This is a genomic window from Butyrivibrio proteoclasticus P6B7, from assembly GCF_000622085.1.
Taxonomy (GTDB): Bacteria; Bacillota; Clostridia; order Lachnospirales; family Lachnospiraceae; genus Butyrivibrio; species Butyrivibrio proteoclasticus_A.
In genome coordinates this window covers 24,426-49,081 of the sequence record NZ_JHWL01000021.1, presented here as the reverse complement: position 1 = coordinate 49,081, position 24,656 = coordinate 24,426, and the positions used below count along the sequence as shown (strand labels likewise).

Genomic DNA, 24,656 nt, shown 5'->3' with positions numbered 1-24,656 from the left:
TGCTACATTTGTGCATGTAGAAATGACTACAATTACAGGCTGCGACTCTTGTCAATGCAGGCAGTTACTGCATCCATCACAGTGCCTCTAAAGCCCTGTTCCTCAAGAACCCTTACTGCCTCTATTGTTGTACCTGCTGGTGAGCAAACCATATCTTTTAACTCGCCAGGATGCTTACCTGTTTCAAGGACCATCTTGGCACTTCCAAGAACGGACTGTGCTGCAAACTCATAGGCCTGCTTTCTTGGCATTCCGCCTGCAACTGCGGCGTCTGCCATTGCTTCGATGAAAAGAAATACATAAGCAGGTGAAGATCCGCTTACACCTACAACTACGTCCATCATATTCTCAGGCACTGTATAGGCCTTACCAAAGCTCTCAAGGAGCTCCATTACAAAGTGGAAATCGTCGTCTCCAACAAGATCGTTTCTGCATACAGCTGAACAGCCTTCAAGAACAAGAGCTGGTGTATTAGGCATTACACGAATGATCTTAGTTGGCTTTTCAAACTCGTTGGCAAGCCAGGATATAGTCTTGCCGGCAGCGATGCTTACCACGATCTTGGAATCATCGATGCTGTCCATGATGTCAGCAATTACAACCTTAAGATACTGAGGTTTAACAGCAAGAATGATGATATCAGCCTCTTTGGCAACAGCTTCATTGGAGCTTCTGACCTGAATTCCATACTTATTAGCAACCTTGAGTCTTGTTGTCTCTGTGGCTGCTGCGCCTATGATCTCGTTAGGTCCCATAAGGCCCTTTGCAAGAATTCCACCAATCATGGCCTTCGCCATATTTCCAAGTCCAATAAATCCGATAGTCATTGTTAACTCCTCCTACATGTAATGTGCAAATCAATTGTTGTGTATATGCTATGTCGCTCTACTGGCTACATTACCCACGACGCTGTCTGGATGCTTCAAATGTAAGAATTGCTGATGATGTGGCTGCGTTCATGGACTCTACTTCACCCTTCATAGGAATGAGAACGTAGATGTCTGCTGCATCTGCAGTCTCCTTGGTAAGTCCATTACCTTCGTTACCGATCAGGAAAGCTGTTGGCTCTTTATAATCAAATTCATCGTAGCTCTTGGTTCCCTTAAGGTGAGCTGCGTAGGTCTTGATTCCGTTTCCTGATAACTCTTTTATCACTTCTGGAAGGTTGTCCACATATATAAATGGCATTCTAAAGATAGATCCCATGGTGGATCTGATAACCTTAGGATTGTAGATGTCTGCTGAGCCTTTGCTGAGGATCACGCCGGTAACACCTGCGCCCTCTCCTGAACGGAGCATGGTTCCAAGGTTGCCTGGGTCCTGGATGTTCTCAAGGATGAGGATGAGGGGCGCTGCGCCTTCGTTCTCCTGGTTATAACCTTCCAAGACCTCTTCCATTGTGTATTCATACTGGCTTATGACAGCCAATACCCCTTGCGGTGTTTGAGTATCAGCCATTTTCTTCATAACCTCTTCTGAAACTGGCTCTGCACCGTATCTCCAAAGGATTTCCTTATCTTCTTCAGTTGCTTTATCAAGGAACTTCTCAGTTACATAGACTTCTCTAACCTGAAGAACAGGCGCTTCCCTGAGCATTTTCATTCCTTCTATAACAAAGACCTTGTCCTCACGTCGAGCCTTACTCTTTTCTACGTAAGTTAATACCTTCTTGACGCGGTCGTTATTCACACTTGTAATCATAAAACTTCCTCAAATCTATTAACGGGTTAGTAACTAGTATAACACATTTTTTGTACCAACCTGCAAGTTGTAATTTCCCTTGCGGATAAAACAGCTGATTCATAACATCTTATCCACCATATATTCCCGCAAGCACTATAGGCTTGGCACGGCTGCGAAAATGCGCTGTTCTCGGACGAGGAGATAAATCATAAAATAAAAAATCTCAAATTGGTCGACTTCTCTGAGCAACGCCGAAAGGAGACCAATTTGAGATTTTGAATTTTAATGATTTACGACGCAGACGAAAACAAGCATTTTCGCAGCTGCCGACTTATTAGAGAATACGAGCGATTTCGTACATATACTCGTTGATGTTCTTCTTCATTGCAAGAGCCTCGTCGATATCGTAATCAACGAACTGGCCGTTGCGGTAACCAACTACACGGTTTGTCTTGCCAGCTGTAAGGATATCTGCTGCGTAGCATCCCATCATTGATGCATATACACGATCCTTACATGTTGGGCTACCACCACGCTGCATGTAACCAAGGATTGAAGCTCTTGTCTCAAGACCTGTAGCAGCCTCGATACGACGAGCCATTGATGTTGAATGTCCAATACCCTCAGCGTTAACGATGATGTGGTGTGTCTTACCCTTCTTACGGTTATCGATGATGTTATCGATAATACGCTGCTCGTTGTAATCATACTTCTCTGGAAGAAGGATATCATCAGCTCCGTTAGCGATTGCGCACCAAAGAGCGATGTAACCAGCATGACGACCCATAACCTCTACGATACTAACTCTCTCGTGTGAAGAAGATGTATCACGGATCTTGTCGATAGCTTCCATTGCTGTGTTAATAGCTGTATCGAAACCGATTGTATAATCTGTACAAGAAATATCAAGGTCGATTGTTCCTGGGATACCTACTGTATTGATACCCTGCTGTGAAAGCTTCTGAGCTCCACGGTATGATCCGTCACCACCGATAACTACCATACCATCTATACCATGCTTACGGCAGATCTCAGCACCCTTAGCCTGTCCCTCAGGTGTTGTGAACTCCATGCAACGAGCTGTTCCAAGGATTGTACCACCACGCTGGATGATATCAGATACGCTACGTCTGTCCATATCAATGATTTCTTCATTGAGAAGACCCTGATAGCCCTTCTTGATACCCTTAACCTTGAGTCCGTTTGCAAGTGACTTACGAACAACTGCACGGATGGCAGCGTTCATTCCTGGTGCATCTCCACCACTAGTAAGTACACCGATTGTTTTGATCTGCTTTGCCATAATTAAATCCTCGATTCTAAATAAAATACCTTTTCCTATTGATAATACTTTGTCATTTTTCTTCTATATATTAGCGCAATCTTTTTTAATCTGCAATCATTATGAAAACGATTTCACTAATTTTTTTCAAACAATTCCCAATCAGTTTCCAAGTTGCACTAATACTGGCTTCTGACAATGCTTCATATCAATATCTCATATCCATCACACCAGCTGCACATTTTCAGCCCCGAATCGCTCTTCCAGAGCTGTTAAAAGAGCTTTATCCGCCTTTACAGAGTACTGCCTTCCAAGCTTCTTAACCTGCTTGGTATCTGTAAGGAAGATTGTGACCTCATCCTTGCCATCACTGTCTCTAAGCATCTGGATAAGCCTCTCCTCAGCTGCCTCATACTCTTCCTTGTTGCTAAAGCGGATCCAGAGAGTCCTTGGAACCTCGTCAAACATAGTAATCTTGCTGGCGATGAGCTTGGCATCCCTGTCCTCTTCCACAGAAATCCTGCCTTCCACGAAGATCTTGCCATCTTCGTTAAGGCGCCCTGCGTTAGCCTCGTAGGTCTTAGGAAATACGATAACTTCCACAGAGCCCACCAGGTCTTCCAGGGTGATAAAGGCCATGATCTGGTCATTCTTGGTATATTTGATCTTCTTCTCGCTGATGATACCGCCAATTACAGCATTGTTGCCGTCTTTGACGATAGGCTCCCCTGTCTCATCATCAAGATAGAAGTCTGTAGTGGTATTGGTTATTTTCTTTTTCCACATGGAAACGTATTCTTCAAGAGGATGTCCACTGACGTAGATGCCAAGTACATCCTTCTCAAACTCAAGAATAAGCTCCCTTGGGAATTCGCCCACATTGGGGAGTTGGATCTCATACTGCTTCTTATCCTGCTCTCCAGCTATGTCAAACAGGGTCATCTGACCAGCCATGCTGTTCTTACCTGTTGAGTGGATCTGATCCATAATAACGGAATAAACCGTCATAAGCTGCTTTCTGGTGCCAGGGAAGCAGTCAAAGGCTCCCGCCTTGATGAAGTTCTCCACGGCTCTTTTATTAACGTCTCCCTCGCTTCCATCCATTCTTGTAAGGAAGTCGTTGAGATCCTTAAATTTGCCCCTTAACTGCCTCTCATTAACTATAGAAGCAATTACTGGTCTTCCTACGCCTTTGATAGCTGTAAGGGCGTATCTGATAGCTTTTTTCTTATTATCAGGACAGGTCTTAACGGCCCCAGGAATATCCCTGTCCCCGTCTTCTCTATCGATCTCAGCAACAGAAAAGCCGTCAAAGCCCTCGTTAATATCTGGTGGCAAAAGAGGTATATTCATATTCCTGCAACTCATGATATAGCCTGAAACCTTGCCGGAGTTATCGATGACGGAGGTCATAAGGGCTGCCATGAACTCTACAGGGAAGTAATACTTAAGCCAGGCTGTCTGAAGGGCAACCACTGCATAGCAGGCAGCATGGGACTTATTAAAGGCATACTTAGCAAAGTCCATCATGGAATCGTAGATTGCGTTGGCAACCTCAGCTGGAATGCCCTTGGAAGCACAGCCAGGAACGCCCTCAGCCTCATTACCATTTACGAAGTTCTCGCGCTCAACCTCCATAACGTGCTGTTTCTTTTTACTCATGGCTCGTCTAACCAGGTCCGCTCTACCAAGAGTGTAGCCACCAAGCTGCTGAACGATCTGCATAACCTGCTCCTGGTACACGATACAACCGTAGGTAGGCTTAAGGATTGGCTCAAGCTCGCCGGTCTGGTAGGTGATGGAGCCGGAATCGTTCTTACCTGCAATATACTTAGGAATGAAATCCATTGGGCCTGGGCGATAAAGAGATATGCCCGCTATGATATCCTCTAAGGACTGGGGCTTAAGCTCCTTCATGAAGGCCTGCATTCCACCAGATTCAAGCTGGAAGATACCGTCGCACTTACCACTTCCGATAAGGCCCAGAACCGCAGGATCATCGTAATCAATCTCATCTATATTAATGAAGCCCTTATCGCCTTCCTTAACTCCAAGGGATTCATTGGCAAATCGGACAGCGTCCTTGATAACAGTAAGGGTACGAAGACCCAAAAAGTCCATCTTAAGAAGGCCCAGTTCCTCGATGGTAGTCATGGTGAACTGAGTTGTGATATTACCTTCTGCAGACCTTGATAAAGGCACCAGATCCTCAGCAGGAGCCTGGCAGATAACCACGCCGGCCGCATGAATTGAGGTATGCCTTGGAAGGCCCTCAAGCTTCATACACATGTCGATGAGCTTGTGCACTGTAGGTTCAGTCTCGTACTGGGTTCGAAGCTCAGGATTCATGGAAAGAGCTTTCTCCAGTGTGATGTTAAGCTCGTTAGGAATCATCTTGGCAATCTGATCGCCGTAGCTGTAGGGAAGGTCCATAACACGGGCCACGTCCCTGATAACGCCCTTAGCTGCCAGAGTACCAAAAGTGATGATCTGAACAACCTTGTCTGCGCCGTATTTCTCCGTTACATAGTCGATAACGTCCTGGCGCCTTTCATATTCGAAATCCACGTCTATATCAGGCATGGATACACGTTCCGGGTTAAGGAATCGCTCAAAGAGAAGATCATACTTGATAGGATCTATGTTGGTGATGTGCATGCAGTAAGAAACAATACTTCCTGCAGCAGAACCTCTTCCCGGTCCTACAGCTATGCCATTCTCACGACAGTAGTTGATGTAATCCCAAACAATAAGGAAGTAGTCAACATAGCCCATTCTCTTGATGACAGACAGCTCGTAGTCAAGCTTCTCCTTAAGGGTTCCGTCATCCTCAGGATATCTTTCATGAAGTCCATCAAGACACAGCTTATTAAGATATGTCCAGGAATCATAGCCCTCAGGCACATCGAAATGTGGGAGCTTGGTTACGCCAAACTCAATCTCCACATGGCATCTGTCCGCAATCTTTTGTGTGTTGTCGATGGCTTCCTGAGCATATGGAAAAAGAGCTCTCATCTCCTCTTCACTTTTAACGTAGTACTGACCGCCTTCGTAGCGCATACGATCTTCGTCTGTAACTTTTTTACCAGTCTGGATGCAAAGAAGGAGGTCATGGGCCTCTGCATCATCAGCGTAGGTGTAGTGACAGTCGTTTGTGGCAACCATAGGAATATCAAGCTCCTGAGAAAGAGCCATCAGGGCAGAGTTAACCATTCTCTGCTCAGGAATTCCGTGGTCCTGAAGCTCTAGGAAGAAGTTGCCATGGCCAAAGATCTTATCAAGGCGCAAAGCAGCCTCTTTAGCCTTGGCATTCATGCCCTTTACGATGTTCCTTGGAATCTCGCCGGCAAGACAGGCGCTGGTTGCAATGATGCCCTCGTGATACTGCTCAAGAAGCTCCATATCAACTCGTGGCTTGTAGTAATAGCCTTCTGTAAAGCCTCTGCTGACGATGTGGGAAAGGTTGGCATAGCCCACGTTGTTCTCAGCAAGAAGAACCAGGTGATAATATCTCTCATCTTCTATAGAAGACTCTTTTTCAAACCTGGAACCTGGAGCCACATAGACTTCGCAGCCCAGGATAGGGTTGATCCCAGCATCCTTGCAGGCTTTATAGAAGTCTATTACGCCATACATAACGCCATGGTCGGTAATAGCCCCTGCGGTCATACCAAGGTCTTTAAGCCTTTTCACATATTCTTTTATCTTATTGGAACCGTCCAAAAGACTGTATTCTGTATGGACGTGTAGGTGTGCAAATGACATTCATCTCCCCCAAAAATTTTATAAAAGATTTGCTCGCAAATCTTTTGCGCACGAGTGGATTGCGTATGCAATAACTTCCCTTCCACGAGTTGCGCATAATTATTTTTTGCTTTGTAAAAGCAAAAAATCTTACCTTTAGATAATAACATATCCAGGCAAGATTTTTTGAATTATTCCTATGCTATTCCAAATCCTAAGATTGTAAATTTCTTATCTTCAAAGCCTTCCTTCATTGAGACCTTGATCTCATGAATGGCTGCATCTTTCTCATTTAATACAATAAGAGCATTGCAGTGAGTCCAGCCAACTACCAGTGGATCTGCCACAAGACATAGCTTGCCATCCACATATACTTCAGCAGTGCCGTATTCAGGGCTTCCTGAGTCCTTAAACACAAGAAGAAGCTTACTGCAAAGAGCCTTCATCCTGAATGGGCTCTTAGTGGATTCGCTGGAGGTTTTAGCCCAGTTGTATGGGAACTGAGGAGATCCATCCTCTGAATAATCAAGTTCCGCCATCTGAACCTCTTTATCCACATCTGCAAAATCACCAAGCTCAATACCGGATATTCTGTATCTTTCCTTGAGCATAGGCAGCTCTTTTCTATCAAGAAGTGAAATGTAATCGAAGTCGTTACCAATCGCTGGCCTTATATCAGAGAGCTTCCTCTCTTCGCCTTCACTCTTGCAATGTCCTTCGTTGACAGCATCCATCAGGTTAAGGAGACAGTCAGCCATTACTCTGTGTCCCAAGTTACTTGGATGGTACTGATCGTAAAAGAACTGATTCTTTGAAATAACTCTTCCGTCTTCAGGAAGAAGTGAAAACTGTGGAGTTACAGCATCCATGATGCTTACCATAGGAATGTTGTATCTGGTTCCTACAACTCCAAGTCTGTCCTGCAGATTCCAGTCAAAGGAGAATACTGCGAACAAAAGAACTACTGCGGGATGCCATGGAAGAGACAATGCCTTCCTTACAAGAGACTCATAGCATACGCCTTTGGTCTCATCTCCCTCGTCGTTAACTGCAAATTCAATAACAATAATGTCAGGTCTTTCCTGACCGTGTCTTAGGATATCTCTTTCGAACCTGATCATACCAAGCTCTGAAGGGGTTCCTCCAACACCTGCCTTAACAAGCTTAACCTTACCCTTTTGAGAATATTTCTTTTCAAAGGCTTCGGTAAATACTCTGGCGTAGTTTCTCTCATGAAGCGGAACAGCTCCAGCTCCCTGAGTTATTGAGCCTCCGATGAATGCCAGGGTAAGTTCTTCTCCTGATCCGGCCTTTTCAAAGACCTTCTCAAGACGGGAAACATTGCCTGCATACATAAGGCTTCGCTCTATCATTTTCTTGTAGTTATCAGAAGCAAAGTCAACACTGGTCTCAGTGGTCTGTGGTGGTGCTGTAAATCCATCGTTAAGATAGAAGCACACGTCTGTTGTAGCCTGAATTCCAGGTGTATCAAATTCAAATCGGATTTGACCCACTTCCTTGTCAGTTGGCATGAAATCTATATCTTCAAGGTTGATGACATATTCCATTCCATCGCAGCTAAGATCTGCTGTAAGTTCTGTGGCCTTGTCCTCCTGATGTTCTCCATACATCTGAAGAACGAAATGAACCTTGTCTGTGCTTACTCTTGAGCTTACACTTACTCCCACACTGTGCACTAATCGCCTAAAGCCCTTAGCGCTTCTAAGAAGCTCAAGTATTTCCTGGTCCTTGACATTACCTGTTATCTTGGCAGAATCAATAAGTCTCCCACTGTCTTCAAATATAAACTGAATACCCCTTTTGTCAGGCATTGGAGCACCATATATCTCTTTTCCCTGCATGATAAAGAAATAAGGTCTTTTCTTAATTGGATCCTTTGGTGCGATTGGGCCTGATTTTGGTCTTTTGTTTAATGCAACTGCTTCCATAACTCCCCCGTTTTTTGGTATAAAAAGGGCGGCATAGATATGCCGCCCCTAATAATCGTAAAACTAATTACTTGCTGTTAGCATCATCTACATATGCTTTCCATGTATCACGAATAGCTTCAACCTGCTCTGAAACTACACAACCAGGTGTGATGTTCCATACGAAGTCTGAACCAAGTGAAAGGTTAGGAACCATTCCGTGGAATGCGATTGTTCCCTTCTCAGTCATCATTGTGATTGTCTCGTCAACGGCTCTTGTATCGAAGATACCGTTTCTTGCTGTTGAAAGATATCCGTTGTAGTCATAGTACTCTGCTGCTGGTGGATTTGTGTAAAGGTTCCAAGCAAATGCGATCTTCCAAGCTCTGTCAGCATCGTAGCAACCAGGGATACATGCTGGGTTGTTTGACCAAACGTTGATGTAGTCAGAAGCCTTAGGTCCCTTAGGGAACATTACGAATCCAACTTCATCCTGCATATCCTCAAGGAAGTTACCAGGTGTTCCTGCATACTCATCCTCTACAAGGAATGCTGCCTGACCGTTAACGAACTGCTCTTTGTAGTAATCCCACTCAGCGCCTTCTGGGTTAGCAACTTCTGCGTCATACTTTGTGAAGATGTTTACTGTCCACTCAAGAGCCTCAAGAGTCTCAGGATTCTCAAGGTCATATGTGAAGTTACCGCTTGCATCCTTACCAATGTAATCACCTGTATTTGAGAATACAGCCTGTGTTGTCATAACACCTTCGTTAAGTGTAAGACCATAAACATCGATTACACCATCGTTATCTGTATCTCTCTGAACCTTTGAGAGAAGATCTTCGAATGCATCCCATGTCCATGTTCCATCTGCCTGCATGTCATAGATTGATTCTGGATCGATACCAGCGTCTGTAAGAAGTCTCTTGTTGAAGTAAACGCCTGTACGAGCCTCTGAATATCCAGCGAACATAGCGTAGATAGCGTCACCCTTTGAATACTGCTCGTGAAGAAGGTTTCTCTGGAACTTGTCCTCTGAGAAATCAAGACAGTCAAGAGTTGAAAGGTCATACATAAGACCGTTAGCCATAGCTGATGTGATAGCTGGGTCATCACGTACGATGAATACGTAGTTATTCTCATCTGGAGCTGTAGCATAGTCTACGAAATCCTGAGGTGTTGTTCCCCAGTCAGAAATAGCCTGCTGCTTGATTGTGAAGTTGTATGTCTCCTGGATCCAATCTCTGTAATCCTGAAGAGCCTCTTCATAATCGTTCTGTGGTTCTGTTGGGTCACCTGACCACCAGTCACGGATGATGATTTCCATTCCGCCGAGGTCAACTGTGTTTCCGTCTGCATCCTTAATTTCAACGTATGGATCATATCCATCGCCTGCAGATGCAACTTCTTCAGCCTCTGAAGCTCCATCAACTGCTGCTTCTGTAGCTTCAGAACCTGCTGTGTCTGGCTGTGTCTCGCCGCCAGCATTCTGTGCGCCGTTTGTACAGCCTGCCATGCTAAAGAGCATAGCTGCCATTGTGATAATGGCTGTAGCCTTTGTTGTTAAAGACTTTCTCATACTAAAATCCTCCTTAGTAATGTAACCCCCTTCATAAGGGCTTGTTTGTTTTAACGGGCAAAAGCCCGGTGGAACCAATACATTTACATCTTAATACCTGTACTACTGATACTCTCAACGAATGCTCTCTGTGCAAAGAGATAAAGAACAATAAGAGGAACGATGATCATAAGTGTTCCTGTTGAAAGGATACAGTTAGAGTAAGCAACTGAAATAGTTGTCTTAACACCGTTAATTCTCTGAATATATGCACCAAGACTATCTACAATTCTTGAAAGAGCTGTACTTACGAGCTTGGTATTTCCAAGGAACATTCTTGAATAGAAACCATCTGTCCACTGCCATACAAAGGCGAAAAGGAAACATGATGTAAGAATTGGCTTAGCCTGTGGAAGCATGATTCTAAGGAATGTCTTAAATGTTCCGCAGCCATCAACGTATGCAGCCTCTTCAAGGTCTCCAGGAATGTTTCTAAAGTACTGTCTGATCATGTAGATATACAGACCGTTCTTGAGTCCCATACAACCTGCACTCATAAAGTAGTATGGAAGTTTAGAACCACGTAAGTTTATTGTATCACCGGTTAACAGTTTAAAGATACCCAAAATATCAAAATATCTAAAATGAAGGTGAAGTGAGCTGGCAATTGTCTGTGGTGGAATAAGGATTACAAGGATTACACATGCAAACCAGAACTTCTTAAGAGGAAATTCGAATCTTGCGAATCCGTAACCAACTATTGTACACATGGCAATCTGAAGGAGTGCGATAGTAAATGAAACCAAAAGTGAGTTAATCGCAGCCTGCTTGAAATTCATCAGCTCAGCAGCCAGTCTGTAGTTACCTGTCGTAAAGTGCTCTGGAATTGAAACAACAATTGGGTTATAAAGATCTTTTTCTGTCATGAAGCTGACTGAGATCTTGTTTAAAATAGGCTGGATGATAAGGAAGCACATACCAAACAGAAGAATGAATCTGATGATACTTACTGCTCTTTCTCCAACGATCTTCTTAAGAAGATATCCGCCAGATAACTTATTTCTTTCCCAAAAGCTTAGCTTTGCATATCCTGCTTTATTTTCCACATTAGTCATAGTAATAAACCCTCTTTGAAATGAAGAATGATGTAATTCCTACAAAGGCAAGAACAATAAGGAAATAAATCCAGGACATTGCCGATGCATTTCCGTATTCCTGATTCTGAACCATAACGGTCTGAATCTTCTCAATTACTGAGTTATCTGATCTCATACAGAAATCAACTACTGTGTAGATCCAGTTTACAAGGAAAAGTGAACTGATCATTGGGAATGTGATCTTCCAAAGGCTTTCCCACTTTGTACATCCTTCGATATCAGCTGCCTCATACATACTTGATGAGATTGTCTGAAGTCCAGATAAGAAAATGATGATCTGGATACCAGAAGCAAGTGCTACATCGTAGATGTTATCAATTACTTCGAAGACCTTCTCGTAGGCTCTTACACCTACACCAGCTGTTCTAAGAATGCTCTCAAGAGCTGCTGTTACACTTACACCACTTGCTGAATCTTCAATGGTCTGTGCCAGGTTAGCCATAAGCTGGTTGTTAGACTCAAGTCCGATGATAACACCGGAAGAAAGGATAACTGGCAGGAAGAAGATTGCTCTTACAAGTGCTCTTCCGTGGAACTTCTGGTTAAGAATAAGTGCTACGAAGAAACTGAATACTATGATCGCCAGAGAGTAAACCATCATTCTGGAAATCTCTTCTGTGAGAAGTCTGAAATATTCAGGGTCTACTCTGAGGGCGTATTTGTAATTTACTAGTCCTGCTAATGTCTTTGTTACTTTTCCAGCTTCAAGATTTACATTACAAAAACTCATGTAACAGGATTCGAAAAGTGGCTTAATCATGAAGACTAAGAAACCGAAGATAAAGGGTGATATAAAAAGATAACCCGATATTGCCTTACGTTTCTGTAGTCCGGCTAATTTGTTTTTGTTTTTACTCATAACTTAGTGCCCTTCCTTACCTGACAACAACGTAATCTCTTGCTGGAACTTTTACTCCGTTATCAGTTACATATTCGCTATAACCATAGTTGACATAGACCTTAGTTCCATCTGCATATTCTGTGCAGGAAACATCAGCTGTAAGGTTGTCGTGTCCAACCATTTCCTGATTGAAGGTATGTCCAAGCTCTGTGTTATATCTGTTGTAAATCTCAAGCATGTCTGCCTTCCAAGCATCATAGGTAGAACCATAATACTGTGTGTAAAGAGTCTTCTGTGTTGCAAATGAAGATTCTTCCATGAATGTGAAGTACAAACCTGCGCCGTACTCTGCGCTGTAGAGAATCTCGTTCTCTTCGTTACCGCAGATATTGATTGGATCTCCTGTGTAGCTTACTCTTCCGTGGATTGCCAACTGGAAGAATGGAACACACTCATCAAGGATTGTGTACTCAGATCCTCTAAGATCCATTCCAGTTACCATATTTACATATGGTACTGCGTAGTCGTTACCCATGCTGATCATAAGGTGATTACCGTTATCAGCATATCCCTTAAGGAGTTCTTCCTGTCTGTTAAGAACTTCCTGTCTTGAATAGGTCTTTTTCCTATAGAAGTCAGATGAAAGATCCATTCCAAGATCATCGAAGGAAGCACCTGCGCCATACTTAGCTGATGTCTTTACCAAGTTGTTAGCCATCTTCTCAGCAAGTTCTGTGTGGAGAAGGAAGTATGGATCAAGGTCATCTCTCTCACCGTATGTAACTCTGCTGTAATCCCTGAGCTGAGCTCTCTCCTTACTGATGAACTTAGCTGCATCTCTGTAGGAGAAGAATCCGTTAAAGATATTGCTATCTACTGCGTACTGTGTGATGCCGTTAAAGTAAACATCAGCCCCCAGGCCGCTTGCTGTATTTACAAAGTTCTTTAGGTCTTTCTTACTTCCAAGTGATCTGATTGGTCTGATTGATGAAAGCATCTTCTGCTTAACACCGCCGTTACACCAACCTGTGAGCTTGACGCTCATGTTTGAGACTCCGGAATTATTTAAGTCTGTAACGATATTGGTTGCATCCTTATAAGTTGTAAGCTTAAGTGGCTTAGATACTGGAACACCAAGAACCTGCTTAACCTTATCGATTGCTCCAACGATCTCAATTGCTACAGGAGTGCTGGCTTCTGTCTGCATTTCCATATAGCCTGCATACTGATCCTGAAGGTACTGACCATAGGTCTTTGCCATGTCTACATAATCGCCAGAGTGGATGAATTTATATCTCTGAGTGATTGTCTCATTAGGAAGATCCTTGATGTACTCGTAGATCTCACTGTTAGCGATATCACCAACGTCGTACTGTTCTCTCTGACATACGCTGTAAACTGCATTTACATAGTTGTAACTGTTGTTCTTACCTGCGATGTCTGCTCTTACTGAAGCATAGGCCTTACCGCCTTCAAGAACACAGATAAAGGAATCATTTCCTTCTGAAATACCATATACTCCGTAGTACGCTCTTGTGTTGTGTACTACTGCGTCTCTGGAAAGGCACATGTCCCAACCATAGAGGTTTGTATAATAACTACTCTGGGCTGTCTTACCATTGTTGAAGTTGATAAGAGCTCCGCCTCCCTCAGGAACCAGCATGTAACCCTTATCGTTAGGGCCGCCTGCTCCGAAGTATGGAAGAGGTGATACTGTGTAGATAGGAGTTTCCTCATCGTACTGCATATCCTCGAAAGGAACTTCAACTACAAGGTCATCGCCGTCGAGCTTATAAATAACGCTTACATTAAATACAGGGTTATCAGATGTCTTTTCAGCCATATCAAGCTCTTTATCTGCCTGATAATCATCGTAAGTATATCCAACTGCTTCAAAGATTTCCTGAATCTGTTTTCTTACGTTCTCCTTAGTTGTTGGTCTGAGAACATAGATAACGCCGTCTGCAAGAGATGGATAGCTGGCAAGGAGCTCGTCCTTGTTGTCCTTCTTGGAAAGCTTGTTGATATCGTACTTCTTGAAATACTCACCGATGAAGGTTACGTTCTTAGCCTCCATAAGGCCTGTCCATTTATCCCAATTCTCCTGAGTAAGTACTGGAGGAACAACGTATTCCTTCTCAACGTTACCAAGAGAGTAGTTAACTCTGATCTCGTTATCACCAGGAATGATCTCGTAGATACCGTTCTGTACACTGTACTGATATGAGTTATAGGTTGTCTCAAGACCCTGTGTGATTGAGTAGCTCATTACAAGAGTTGACTGCAAAAGAGATTTCTCATCTGTAAGAGCAACTGTGTCATCCTCAACGTTCTGTGGGTTTGAGTACCAGATCTTACCTGAATCTTTAACTTCGATGGTGAATTCTGTTGTAAGTGGATCCATGGTAAGCTTAAGCTTGCCATTGTCGATCACTACTGGATCTTCACCGCCTGCATATGCGTATGGTGCGAAGCCTTCTTCATCTTCAACTGGTGGCTTGATGTTCACAATTACCAGTACTCCCACAATGACGATAGCAAGAAGAACTAAAGCAGGGATGTGTGAAAGAAGCGCCTTACCAATCGCACTAAGTATTTTGTTCTTTGGTTTGTTCTCTGTTTTTTTCTTATCCGTCTTCAATTCGGTCACCTCTTATCACTAAATTCTGAACATAAATTCCTTTGCCAGGGAGATGAAGTATGCAACACCCTGGGAAATCATGCTAAAGAAGATCATCAAAATGAAGATCATAACTAGCATTGCAAACAAAGTAGCTACGGTGAAGAGGATGTTCTTAGCAGCTGAATATTCATGTATCTGTCCCATGGCCACCACAACCAGTATTCCTGCGTAGACAAGGCTCAGAGCACTTACTACTGAATAGAAGCCTGCTTCCTCAACTGTTACAAAGTTACTGAATATCATCAGTGGGAACTGAATCAGTGGATAAGGAGCTAAGGCGTAACATGTTGCCATGTAAACCTGTCCAAGTCTTCCTTTACCATCAAACAGTGTTGTAAGTCCCCAGTTTCCTAATACCCAAAGTGAAAGTGGAAATAGAATACTTGCAAGGTAAAGGAAAATGTTGATTCCTTCCCAGTACACTCTTAAGAAGATGAAGCTTGTGTAGCGAAGCTTTAAAAGTCTTACAAGAAGTGTAGCTATAAGGATTGTATTAGCCGCTGCCATTGTTCCTCTTTTTTCATGGGTAAGATCCCAGAAACCATCCAGAGGATGTGAGATACAATAAAGTGAAAACTTCAGCGAGTCTATGTATTTTTCTTTTGGATCTGTAATCTTCTTAGTATTCGCTATCATGTGTTTTTACCTTTTTCCTTGCCAACTACAAAAATATCAGCTGTATCTATTTCATGACGTATTGCTTTAACTCTGCCTATTGAAAGAGGAATCAGGAACAATGCCAGAATCACAAGAACTATGACAACTATGTGTTCCTCAACCCACTCTTTTCTGTATTGCTTGTAGGCCTTTGAATAATTATCTTCATCGTACTTAAGCTCGAAGTATCTCATAGCTTCTTTGTATCTCTTTTGTCTAAGAAGAGATCTTCCGATTCCGATGTATGCAAGATCGTAGTTACCATCAAGGTCCATTACTCTCTGCCAAGCTGCACCTGACTCTTCGTAGTGACCAAGATCGAACTCTTCCATTGCTGTGTAGATCAGCTCACCGAACTCTGTTGTTGAGAAGACTGTGATTGAGCAGTCAAGACTGTCAAGTACGTAGAGCTCATGTCCGATATGCTCGATGGCTGCTGGTCTTCTGAAGTAGCCATCCATGTTACCATTTCCACCGAAGGCAAATACCATTCTGCCCTGATCGTCATATCCGAAAAGTCTTCCTCTGTTTCTGTCGAGGCAAACGTAAACGTCGTTATCAAGAACTGTTATGTCTGTGAGGATTGAAATACCTTCGTATCCACCGCCAGATCCTACATAGAGGTCACCACAGATTTCCCATTCGCCGTTCTTAACCAGGATGTCGCTACCCATAAGGTTAAGCTTTCTTACAGCGTTGTCGCCGTTACCGTTTGGCTTATCAATGCTAAGAGCCATTGTTGTGTAAATGAAACCCTCTTTGTCCATGTAGATGTTCTCGTACTCGGTTGGAACAAAGGATTCCATCTTAGCTCTCTGCTCCTGAGAAGCAAATTTCTTCCAAAGGTAGTCTGTAAAGTCGAAGGAAACTGGTGTAGCTCCTACGAAGCCTGAGAATGTACCGTCGTTCTCATATTTGATAAGACCTTTGTTGATACCAGTTGCGATGCAGTAAACACGCTCTGCTGTATCAAGTACGATCTTGTTTGGCTGGAATACCAGTGAAGGATCCAGTGTGTTATCCACAGGCTTAACGAATTCCATAATGTAATTCAGGTCTTTATCCACTTTGACGATTCTGGCGTTTCCCTGATCTGCAATGAAGATATCTCCATTTGCAGAAACCGCTACGTCTGTAGGACCTGCCAGAGTATTTACATCTGAGCCCTTGATCTTGTCGATTATCCTTACAACTTCAAGGCTCTCGGCACTCTTTCTAACAAGCTCGATTACTCTGTTATTACCTGTGTCGCAGATAAACACGCGACCATCGTCTGTTGTATATAGTCCCTGAGGATTGTTAAGTTTAACATCAAGGCCAAGATCTGATGATGTAAGAACCTTACTTACTGAATACAGATCAGGGCAATCCTGAACGTCTCCCCAGTAGTCGTAGTTGTATGTATAACTTCCTTCTTCAGCACTTACGCTCAGCGGTGAAAGCAATGCCAGGCATGCAGCAGCAAGAGCTGTGGCTGTTCTTAGTAATATTTTCCTCTTATGCATATCTAAAAGTCCTTTCAAATCAGTCTTTCAAACCTGAGCTAGCCATTGTCTCAAGAATCTGGCTCTCAGAGAAAACAAAGATGAGAATTGGAACTATCATTACTACTACAAGTACTGCAGCTCCCTGACCTGTTCTTGCGATACCACCACTCTGAATCTGCTGAAGAGCATATACAAGAGTCTTACGTTCTTCTGAATAAATAAATGTTGAAGCTCTGTTATTCCAAAGTCCCTGTACTGAGAAGATGATAAGTGTCATCCACGCAGGCTTAACGTTTGGCATAACGATTCTGGAAAATACTGTCCACTCATTGGCACCGTCGATCTTGGCAGCTTCAATAAGTGAAGTTGGAAGTCCTTCCATGAACTGTTTCATAAGGAAGAATCCCATTGGTGCTGCGAAGGCTGGAACTATGATTGCCCAATAGGTATCGATCCAACCAAGCTTGTTGATGATAAGGTAGTTAGGAATCTGTGTTACCATACCTGTGAACATCATGGATACTGTGACAATCTTGAAGAATGTCTTTCCACCTGGGAATTCATACTTAGCAAGTACAAAGGCACCCATTGATGCGATGATAAGATGTCCTGCTGTACCAACAAATGTGATAAATACAGTGTTGAAAAGATATCTTGAGAATGTTACTACACCAGTCTTACCCATTGTTACAAACAAATCTGAGAAGTTATCAAATGTTGGATGCTGTGGGAAGATTCTTGGTGGGAATTTAAACAACTCATCAAGTGGCTTCAAAGCACTGCTGACTGCATATACAATTGGGAATACCATGACCATTGCAACCAGGATAAGGAAAATGTAAAGTGCTATATCTCCGGCAATTGATCTGTTTGGTTTTCTTTTCTTAATTAGCTTACTCATATCAAGTTCCAACTCTCCTTAACAGGCTTTGAATTGCTTTATTACAAAGAATCATCATTAAGAACAATACTGTTGCTATTGCGCAAGCGTAACCCATCTCAAATCTGTCAAAACCGTAGTCATAAAGGTGTGTTACGATTGTTCGTGCTGCGTAGTTTGTACTTGGATATCCACAAAGGGCCATTGTTACTTCACAAACACCAAAGGATGATGTGATTGCCATGATAGCTCCGAACATAAGCATTGGCTTCATGTTAGGAAGTGTGATATACCAAAGCTCCTGCCATCTGTTCTTGATACCATCCACGTAACCAGCTTCGAACTGTGCTCTGTCTACACCCTGAAGACCAGCTACGAAGGAAAGGAATCCTGTTCCCAAACTCATCCACAAAATAACGATCATACAGATTGGAAGCATGTATTTTGGATCGATGAGCCAAAGCTTAGCTGTGTCGATGATTCCCAGATTCATAAGGAAGGCGTTTACGTATCCGTATGCATCACCTCTGAAGAATACTGAGAAGATTACGTAACAGTTTCCTGCAATGGACGGTGCGTAGAACACGACAACAGCAATACTTCGAATCCATCTAGGCAGCTCATTGATGAGCCAAGCAAAAAGGAATGACAAGATATAACCTAGTGGACCGGTGATAAGCGCTATCATCATTGTGTTCTTAACACCAATCAGGAAGATATCGTCCTGGAGTACCAGTGAGATATAATTCTGAAGTCCAATGAATCTAGGAGGTTCAAGTATGTTGTAATATGTGAAGCTGTAGAAGATTGATGCAACTACAGGGAACACATAGAACATCGTAAATAGTATCGCGTATGGCGCCAGGAAGAGGTAACACATCTTTCTTGCTTTTGCCTTCTTCCAAGCAACCTGTGCATTATGCTTTCGTAATGTAAAATATTTGTTCAGATATTCCTTCACTTTTCTATTTCTCCCAACTACCAGACACGGTATTAGTCATCTATCGGCATACCAAACTCGGTTCGTTTCTTCTTGATCTCTTCATCTATAAGGATGGAGTAGTCAATAATTGTTTCTCGTGAATCATCTTTATCAGTAAGAACTTTACGGATCGCATTAGAGATATGTCTTCCTGTGAAGTATCCACCAGGTACCTCTCTGATACCAACTGTCTGATCCCACTGAGCATTCAGTACTTCGATATCATTTGCACTCCAGGAAAGATTTGTAAATGCATCTCTGTTGGCTGTTGCATATCTTGCAGAAGAACCAAGGAGCGCCTCGATCTCACGACCAAATCTAATCTGTGTATCAGCTGATGACCACCACTTCATGAACTCCCATGAGTTCTGTCTAAGCTCTTCATCCTCAGTCTTGATCATCATTGTTGCACTACCTGTGATGAAGTCTGATCTATCGATGTAGGTCTTTCCATCTGGTCCAGCCTTCTCTGTTCCAGGGATGAGAGTGAAGTCCCAAAGGCCTCTGATCTCAGGTGCTGAAACCATAAGAGTGTTGTAAGTTGAATATGGCTGAATTACGATTGGCATCTCACCAGATCTGAATCTGCTGACTGCGTCGTAAATTGTAGGAATGCCATAGTCGTTAAAGTATCTTACGTAATCATCGAATGCCTTTACACCAGCCTCAGTGTTAACTGTGGTCTTGGTTCCTGTCTCGTTGTACATGTCTCCGCCGTACTGATAAAGCAGTGAGAAGTACATTGAAAGGTCAGGTGTGTTAGACATGATCTGTGTTGATGCTGCTGCTGCACCACTACTACCTGCTGCTGTTGGAATACCGATTGAAAGGTTGTTACCCTGAATTGTAGGAAGCATTTCAATCAGTTCCTGCCATGTATTTGGAACTTCAAGTCCAAGTTCCTCAAGTACGTCTTTTCTATAGAACATAACGTTGAAGGTCTGTGTCTCTGGAATACCGTAGATGTGACCATCAAGTCTGTACTGCTCATAGGAACTTTCTGAATAGTGGGACATTACTTCTTCCCAACCATCAAACTGTGTTATATCCTCTGCCGCTCCTCTAAGTGCGTAGTTAACTGGCTTCTCGGCTGAAACTGAAAGAGCTACGTTAGGTCCTCTTCCTGCAAGAACCGCATTAAGAAGTGCTGCCTGATCAACGATCTCAACGTTAACCTTGATTCCTGTATCTGGTGTAAAGGAATCATCAATCATGGATTTGAGGATTGTACCCTGGTCTCTACCAGTAAGTACCCAAACCTTTATAACCTTATCGCTGTCGTTATCATCATATACATCACCGACTGCGTTGTAGTCTACAAAGAAGGAAGCAACGAATGATCTGATCTCGTGAGCTGCACTTGTGAAGAAGTTTGCCTTATCCTTCTTAGGAGTCTTCTCTGTTCCTGTGATTGTGATGTAGTCTACATCAAGCTTGGTCTCACTCATGTTAAGTGATGCAGTACCAAGAGCTGTGATGTTATCCTTGAATGCTACGAACTCAGTTGTGATCTTCTGTGGCTTAGCGCAGAATCTTTCAAGCTGCTGAGCAACTGTCTGAGCTGTTGCAATGTTGTTAGCCTTCTGTCCAGAATAAGCAACCATGTCATCTACAAGCTTATAAAGTCTCTTGGATTCAAGATCCATAGCTTCCATGATTTCTGGATAGGTTGTATCAATGTGATAATCTCTGTAAATATCAGGTGTAGCACCTGTATAAATAAGAAGTCTTCTGTAAATCTGGTTAAGTCTGTAGGTTGAATCCTCAAGTGATTCAAGGATTGTACCCATTCCTCCAAGAGTTGCCTCAAGTCTTATTGTGTGAGTACCCTTTGTGAGGTAGATGTTGTAAGGAGTTCCATCTTCAGAAGCAAGATCTTTGCACTCCCAGTCGTTAGCATAGCTAAAGGAAATTTCCTCAAGTTCCTTAAATGGAACTTCGCCGTCGATCATGACCTTTCTACTTGATACAGAACCTCTCTGATAGTTCTGACGACCCTTGATCATGATATTGTAGTAACCATCCTCTGGAACCTCGAAGTCCCATTCGATCCACTGTCCTGAGCTTCTCCAGCTATCACCACCTACGTAGTTAAGAACTGTAGTAGTTACACTGTTAGGGACTGTGGTAGGCGAGGAACGGTCGTATTTAGCATATAGGGAAGATTCGGAACGTAGTGTTGAATCCTCGCCCTGGACCACCTGCTCATATGTCTTGGCAGTTTCGCTGCCCTCTGAACCAGTCTGTGCTGCAAGGTACTCCTCGTATGTAGGAGTCTCTTCAATGCCCTTTACAACAAGCTTTCTAATGATCATTGGCTCGTTGTCAGCTTCAAATGTAAGTTCATTAGTTCCTTTATTAAAATAGAAGAGATAAGGTTCTGGAACATAACCCATATCATCTCTGAAGTAAGCGCTCTGCCAATCGATGTACTCAACCTGGATAGGACGAATCTCGTTACCCTGGTTATCAATTCTTACATCGCCTCCATCCATCCACATTCTTGTGAATGCGATGTTTCTTGCTCCCTCGAAAGGAATTTCGCCGTTGATGTAAACTGTTCTCTCAGCTGCAACTCCTCTTGATTCTGGAAGTTTGTATTCAACAAAGAGCTGATAGAAGCCTTCCTTAGGAACATCTATGTTCCATGTAACCTTAGAACCAACGCCTGTTAAAAGGCCTCCATCTGAAGTCTTAACATCGCCTTCGCTTTTGTTGTCCATAAGATCAACTTCTATGTCGCCTGCCTGCTGTGCTGCATTCCCGTGATCTGCAAGGTATCCTGCATAGCCGCCAGCTCTTTCCATGCCTTCGATCTCTTTTGTAAGATCTGTGCCTTCGTACTTGTTTGCGAAATTCTCAATTGTCTTGTTATTGATTACTACAAATACCGAAGCAACAAGTGCTACAACAAGGACAACTGCTATTATCTTCTTAACTGTTTTGCTCATATTGTAATGTCCTAACTTCCTTTACCTTATTATTCAGTCTGCGCAAAAACCCAGAATGCAGGCTTTGGTTTATAGAAATCATCAAAGAGCAGTGGGCATTGACCCTGATTGGTCTTACTGCTGCCTCCTACATTTGATCTGAACTGCAACCAGGACAATCTGTCGATTGTTCCCCAGAAGGTAATTCCTGTGATGTTGGCGTCGCCGTTCTTCTGTGCATTGAAGAGTTCGTAGTACATAAGGTTGTAGGTCTTTCTCTGTTTCTCGTACTCTTCCTCTTTGGCTTCGTCGGATCCGTCGTAGCCTTCGCTGGCACTTAAATCCCACTCAGTTACCTGAACGTTGCCAATTACTTTGCCGTAGGCTTTAACTGCTGCAGCAAACTCTGTTGATGAAGGAGATGCTACATTGTAGTGCCCCTGCATTCCAAAGGCATCAATTCTTGTTCCTACGCCAGGTTCTCCCTGATTCTCAATAACTGTTTCAAGAAGTGTGATTATGCCGTTTCTCTTTTTAACATTGCACTCGTTGTAATCGTTGTAGTAAAGCTCAAGATCAGCAGGTGCATATTTGTTGGCATATTTGAATGCATTTATAATGAACTCTTCGCTCTGGTATACATGCCACCAGCTTGAGTTATTACCGTGTCTATCCTCTGAAAGGGCCTCGTCAGGATTCTCTGTATCTGTTCTGTAGGTTCCTGTTGCATCAGATATTGCTTCGTTAACTACATCCCAGCCATAAAAGAGATCTTTGTATGGGCTGTCCTCTCCGGTAAAGTGTGTAAGTACTTCTCTTATGTACCACTCAAGTCTCTTGTCCATTTCTTCCTTGGAAACATAAGGCTTGGTCTTGTCGTAGTCCTCATGGAAGAACCACTCAGGTGTCTGTGAATGCCATAAAAGAACGTGTCCTCTTACCTCTAAGCTCTTCTCTGGATGAGCTTCGTTCCATTTAAGAATCTTATTAAGAATCTTCTCTGGATTTTCAAAGTTAAGATTGGGAACTGTTATTGTCTCTCCATTAAGCTCTGCCTCGCTTGTGCCCGGACAGGTTGAAACGCTGTAACCAAAAAGTGAATCCGGTTTAAGCTCGTTGCCAAGAGTGACTGCATTGAAATGCGTTGTAACAAGGTTCCAAAGCTCTACATCCCAAGGATCATTACCTGTTATGCAACATCCAATCCTGCATCCCATCTTCTGACTGACACAATCTCGAAGTGCCGGAATCTGTTCCTCATCTGTGCTCACGTCTGAACTCCCTAAAGCTGCTGCATCCTGCGTCGATGCCTCCAAAGCACTTGTTGCCTGTACTGAAGCATCTGTAGCAGCTGTATTTGTATTACCGCAACCATTTAATGGAATTGTTAAAGCTGAAATCATTGCGAGAACCGCGGAAAATAGCTTACCCCTTCTGCACAATTTCATTTCCTCCCAAAAATGTAATTAACAAATTTTGCTACCCCATTTTGTTATGTTAGTAATTAGTATATAGGCTGAGTTATGGGGCTGCCTACCATTTTTTGCCCGATGCCTTTCAGATATTGCGATTCATGAGCAAAAAATGAACGACGTTTTTTGTGCACTTTTCACAAAGCCTCAGAATTTTTCTTGTAAACCATTAGCAAATATGAATCGCATTTTTTGGGCAGTAGCAATTTTTGATAGGTTTGAGATTTCTAATTGTGCTATTATATGGAAAATTCATTGTTGAAAATAGACATGAATAGGAGACTTTTTTATGGTTAATTTGAACGAAACCACCAACCTCAACTATTATCAGCAGAATACAGACTATAGAGAAAGAATTCTCGACGGGGATAATGAGAAGTACATTTTCCCACAGGATAGTTCCATTAGAATATGGTACAACGTCGAGAAATATGATTATTCATCTCACTGGCACAACGCCTTAGAGATCATATTTCCAATTGAGAATTACTACGATGTAGAGATTGAGAACGAGTCACATCATGTTCTTCCAGGTGAGATCCTCTTTATCCCACCAAGAAAGTCTCATACTCTCCACGCTCCCAAGACCGGCGCCAGATACATCTGCCTCTTTGATATTGATTTCTTTTCATCAGTTCGAGGCTACTCAGGTCTTATGGCCAATCTGGAGGAGTGCATCCACATAACTCCGGATGACTATGCTCCTATATATAATGAGATCTACGATCTCTTTACCCAGATCTGGAATGAGTACTTCCGTAAAGCCGAGTTCTATGAGTTTTCCAATTACTCACATCTGTTCCAGATACTAACTATTCTGTCCAGATTCCAGCTTGGTAAGATGCAGCTCTTTAATGAGGCTTCTCCAATCAAGCGCCGTGAGTACTTCGACAGACTCAACAATGTTATCGACTACATCGACAGTAACTATACAACTAAGATCACTTTGGAGGATGCAGCTGCTTACAGCGGTTTCTCCAAGTTCCATTTCTCAAGACTGTTTAAGGAATACATGAACTGCACCTTCTATGATTATCTGATCAACAGACGTATCAAGGCTACGGAAGTTCTTTTAACAAGAGATGATCTGTCAATTACAGATATTGCTCTTCAGGCGGGATTTTCAAGTATCCCTACCTTTAACAGAACCTTCAAGCTTAAGAAGGGATGCACTCCAGGTGAGTACAGAGCTCTCTTCTCCAAGGCTCCAACTAAGGACAGTTCACTTAACTAAGCTTTTTATTCAATAGGAAATCCAAAGGAATTTCCTATTGAATAAAAAGCGCTCCGCTAAGGATGCGACTGGTGCGCAGATGAATTATGCAAGCTAAAGCTTGCGCGCACCAGCGCGCAAAGAGTCGCAAGCGACTCT

16 protein-coding genes are annotated in these 24,656 nt (G+C 42.9%); 1 reads left to right on the top strand and 15 read right to left on the bottom strand.

Annotated elements, in window-relative coordinates:
* Nucleotides 1–32 precede the first annotated feature (32 nt).
* The 15 genes from proC to T541_RS0112545 all read right to left on the bottom strand — a co-directional run bounded on the left by proC (nucleotide 33) and on the right by T541_RS0112545 (nucleotide 23,215).
* The gene (gene proC / locus T541_RS0112615; RefSeq protein WP_026653070.1) at nucleotides 33–827 is read right to left on the bottom strand and encodes a pyrroline-5-carboxylate reductase; all 795 of its coding nucleotides are present in this window, start codon (nucleotides 825–827) and stop codon (nucleotides 33–35) included.
* A gap of 70 nt (nucleotides 828–897) precedes the next feature.
* Nucleotides 898–1,701 (bottom strand): TrmH family RNA methyltransferase, encoded by an 804-nt coding sequence (locus T541_RS0112610; protein ID WP_026653069.1) that lies wholly within the window; start codon nucleotides 1,699–1,701, stop codon nucleotides 898–900.
* Between the two features lie 316 nt (nucleotides 1,702–2,017).
* Nucleotides 2,018–2,986, bottom strand: coding sequence for a 6-phosphofructokinase (pfkA, locus tag T541_RS0112605; RefSeq protein ID WP_026653068.1), 969 nt, complete (start codon nucleotides 2,984–2,986; stop codon nucleotides 2,018–2,020).
* Nucleotides 2,987–3,190: 204 nt separating this feature from the next.
* On the bottom strand, nucleotides 3,191–6,730 hold the full coding sequence (locus T541_RS0112600; protein WP_026653067.1) for a DNA polymerase III subunit alpha: 3,540 nt from the start codon (nucleotides 6,728–6,730) through the stop codon (nucleotides 3,191–3,193).
* A gap of 176 nt (nucleotides 6,731–6,906) precedes the next feature.
* On the bottom strand, nucleotides 6,907–8,658 hold the full coding sequence (locus tag T541_RS0112595) for an SGNH/GDSL hydrolase family protein (protein ID WP_026653066.1): 1,752 nt from the start codon (nucleotides 8,656–8,658) through the stop codon (nucleotides 6,907–6,909).
* Between the two features lie 67 nt (nucleotides 8,659–8,725).
* Nucleotides 8,726–10,216, bottom strand: coding sequence for an ABC transporter substrate-binding protein (locus tag T541_RS0112590; protein WP_026653065.1), 1,491 nt, complete (start codon nucleotides 10,214–10,216; stop codon nucleotides 8,726–8,728).
* A gap of 83 nt (nucleotides 10,217–10,299) precedes the next feature.
* Complete coding sequence (locus T541_RS0112585) at nucleotides 10,300–11,310, bottom strand: carbohydrate ABC transporter permease (RefSeq protein ID WP_026653064.1); 1,011 nt, start codon at nucleotides 11,308–11,310, stop codon at nucleotides 10,300–10,302.
* Nucleotides 11,303–12,082: a carbohydrate ABC transporter permease gene (locus T541_RS0112580; RefSeq protein ID WP_242840783.1), complete on the bottom strand. Its 780-nt coding sequence runs from the start codon at nucleotides 12,080–12,082 to the stop codon at nucleotides 11,303–11,305. The genes T541_RS0112585 and T541_RS0112580 overlap by 8 nt, the downstream gene beginning before the upstream one ends.
* A 145-nt stretch (nucleotides 12,083–12,227) precedes the next feature.
* Nucleotides 12,228–14,834 carry a DUF5696 domain-containing protein gene (locus T541_RS0112575; protein WP_026653062.1) on the bottom strand — a complete coding sequence of 869 codons (2,607 nt, stop codon included), beginning with the start codon at nucleotides 14,832–14,834 and terminating at the stop codon, nucleotides 12,228–12,230.
* An 18-nt stretch (nucleotides 14,835–14,852) separates the two neighbouring features.
* Nucleotides 14,853–15,512 (bottom strand): YIP1 family protein, encoded by a 660-nt coding sequence (locus T541_RS0112570; RefSeq protein WP_026653061.1) that lies wholly within the window; start codon nucleotides 15,510–15,512, stop codon nucleotides 14,853–14,855.
* Complete coding sequence (locus T541_RS0112565) at nucleotides 15,509–17,038, bottom strand: hypothetical protein (RefSeq protein WP_155839521.1); 1,530 nt, start codon at nucleotides 17,036–17,038, stop codon at nucleotides 15,509–15,511. The genes T541_RS0112570 and T541_RS0112565 overlap by 4 nt, the downstream gene beginning before the upstream one ends.
* A 19-nt stretch (nucleotides 17,039–17,057) precedes the next feature.
* On the bottom strand, nucleotides 17,058–17,921 hold the full coding sequence (locus T541_RS0112560; protein ID WP_026653059.1) for a carbohydrate ABC transporter permease: 864 nt from the start codon (nucleotides 17,919–17,921) through the stop codon (nucleotides 17,058–17,060).
* A 1-nt stretch (nucleotide 17,922) separates the two neighbouring features.
* Entirely contained in the window at nucleotides 17,923–18,861 is a 939-nt protein-coding gene (locus T541_RS0112555; RefSeq protein WP_026653058.1) for a carbohydrate ABC transporter permease, read from the bottom strand.
* 32 nt (nucleotides 18,862–18,893) lie between these two features.
* Nucleotides 18,894–21,833 carry an extracellular solute-binding protein gene (locus tag T541_RS0112550; RefSeq protein WP_026653057.1) on the bottom strand — a complete coding sequence of 980 codons (2,940 nt, stop codon included), beginning with the start codon at nucleotides 21,831–21,833 and terminating at the stop codon, nucleotides 18,894–18,896.
* A gap of 29 nt (nucleotides 21,834–21,862) precedes the next feature.
* Entirely contained in the window at nucleotides 21,863–23,215 is a 1,353-nt protein-coding gene (locus T541_RS0112545) for an endo-1,4-beta-xylanase (protein WP_197025174.1), read from the bottom strand.
* 358 nt (nucleotides 23,216–23,573) lie between these two features.
* Here T541_RS0112545 and T541_RS0112540 point away from each other — a divergent pair, with 358 nt between their 5' ends.
* Nucleotides 23,574–24,518, top strand: coding sequence for a helix-turn-helix transcriptional regulator (locus tag T541_RS0112540; RefSeq protein WP_026653055.1), 945 nt, complete (start codon nucleotides 23,574–23,576; stop codon nucleotides 24,516–24,518).
* Nucleotides 24,519–24,656: the final 138 nt, after the last annotated feature.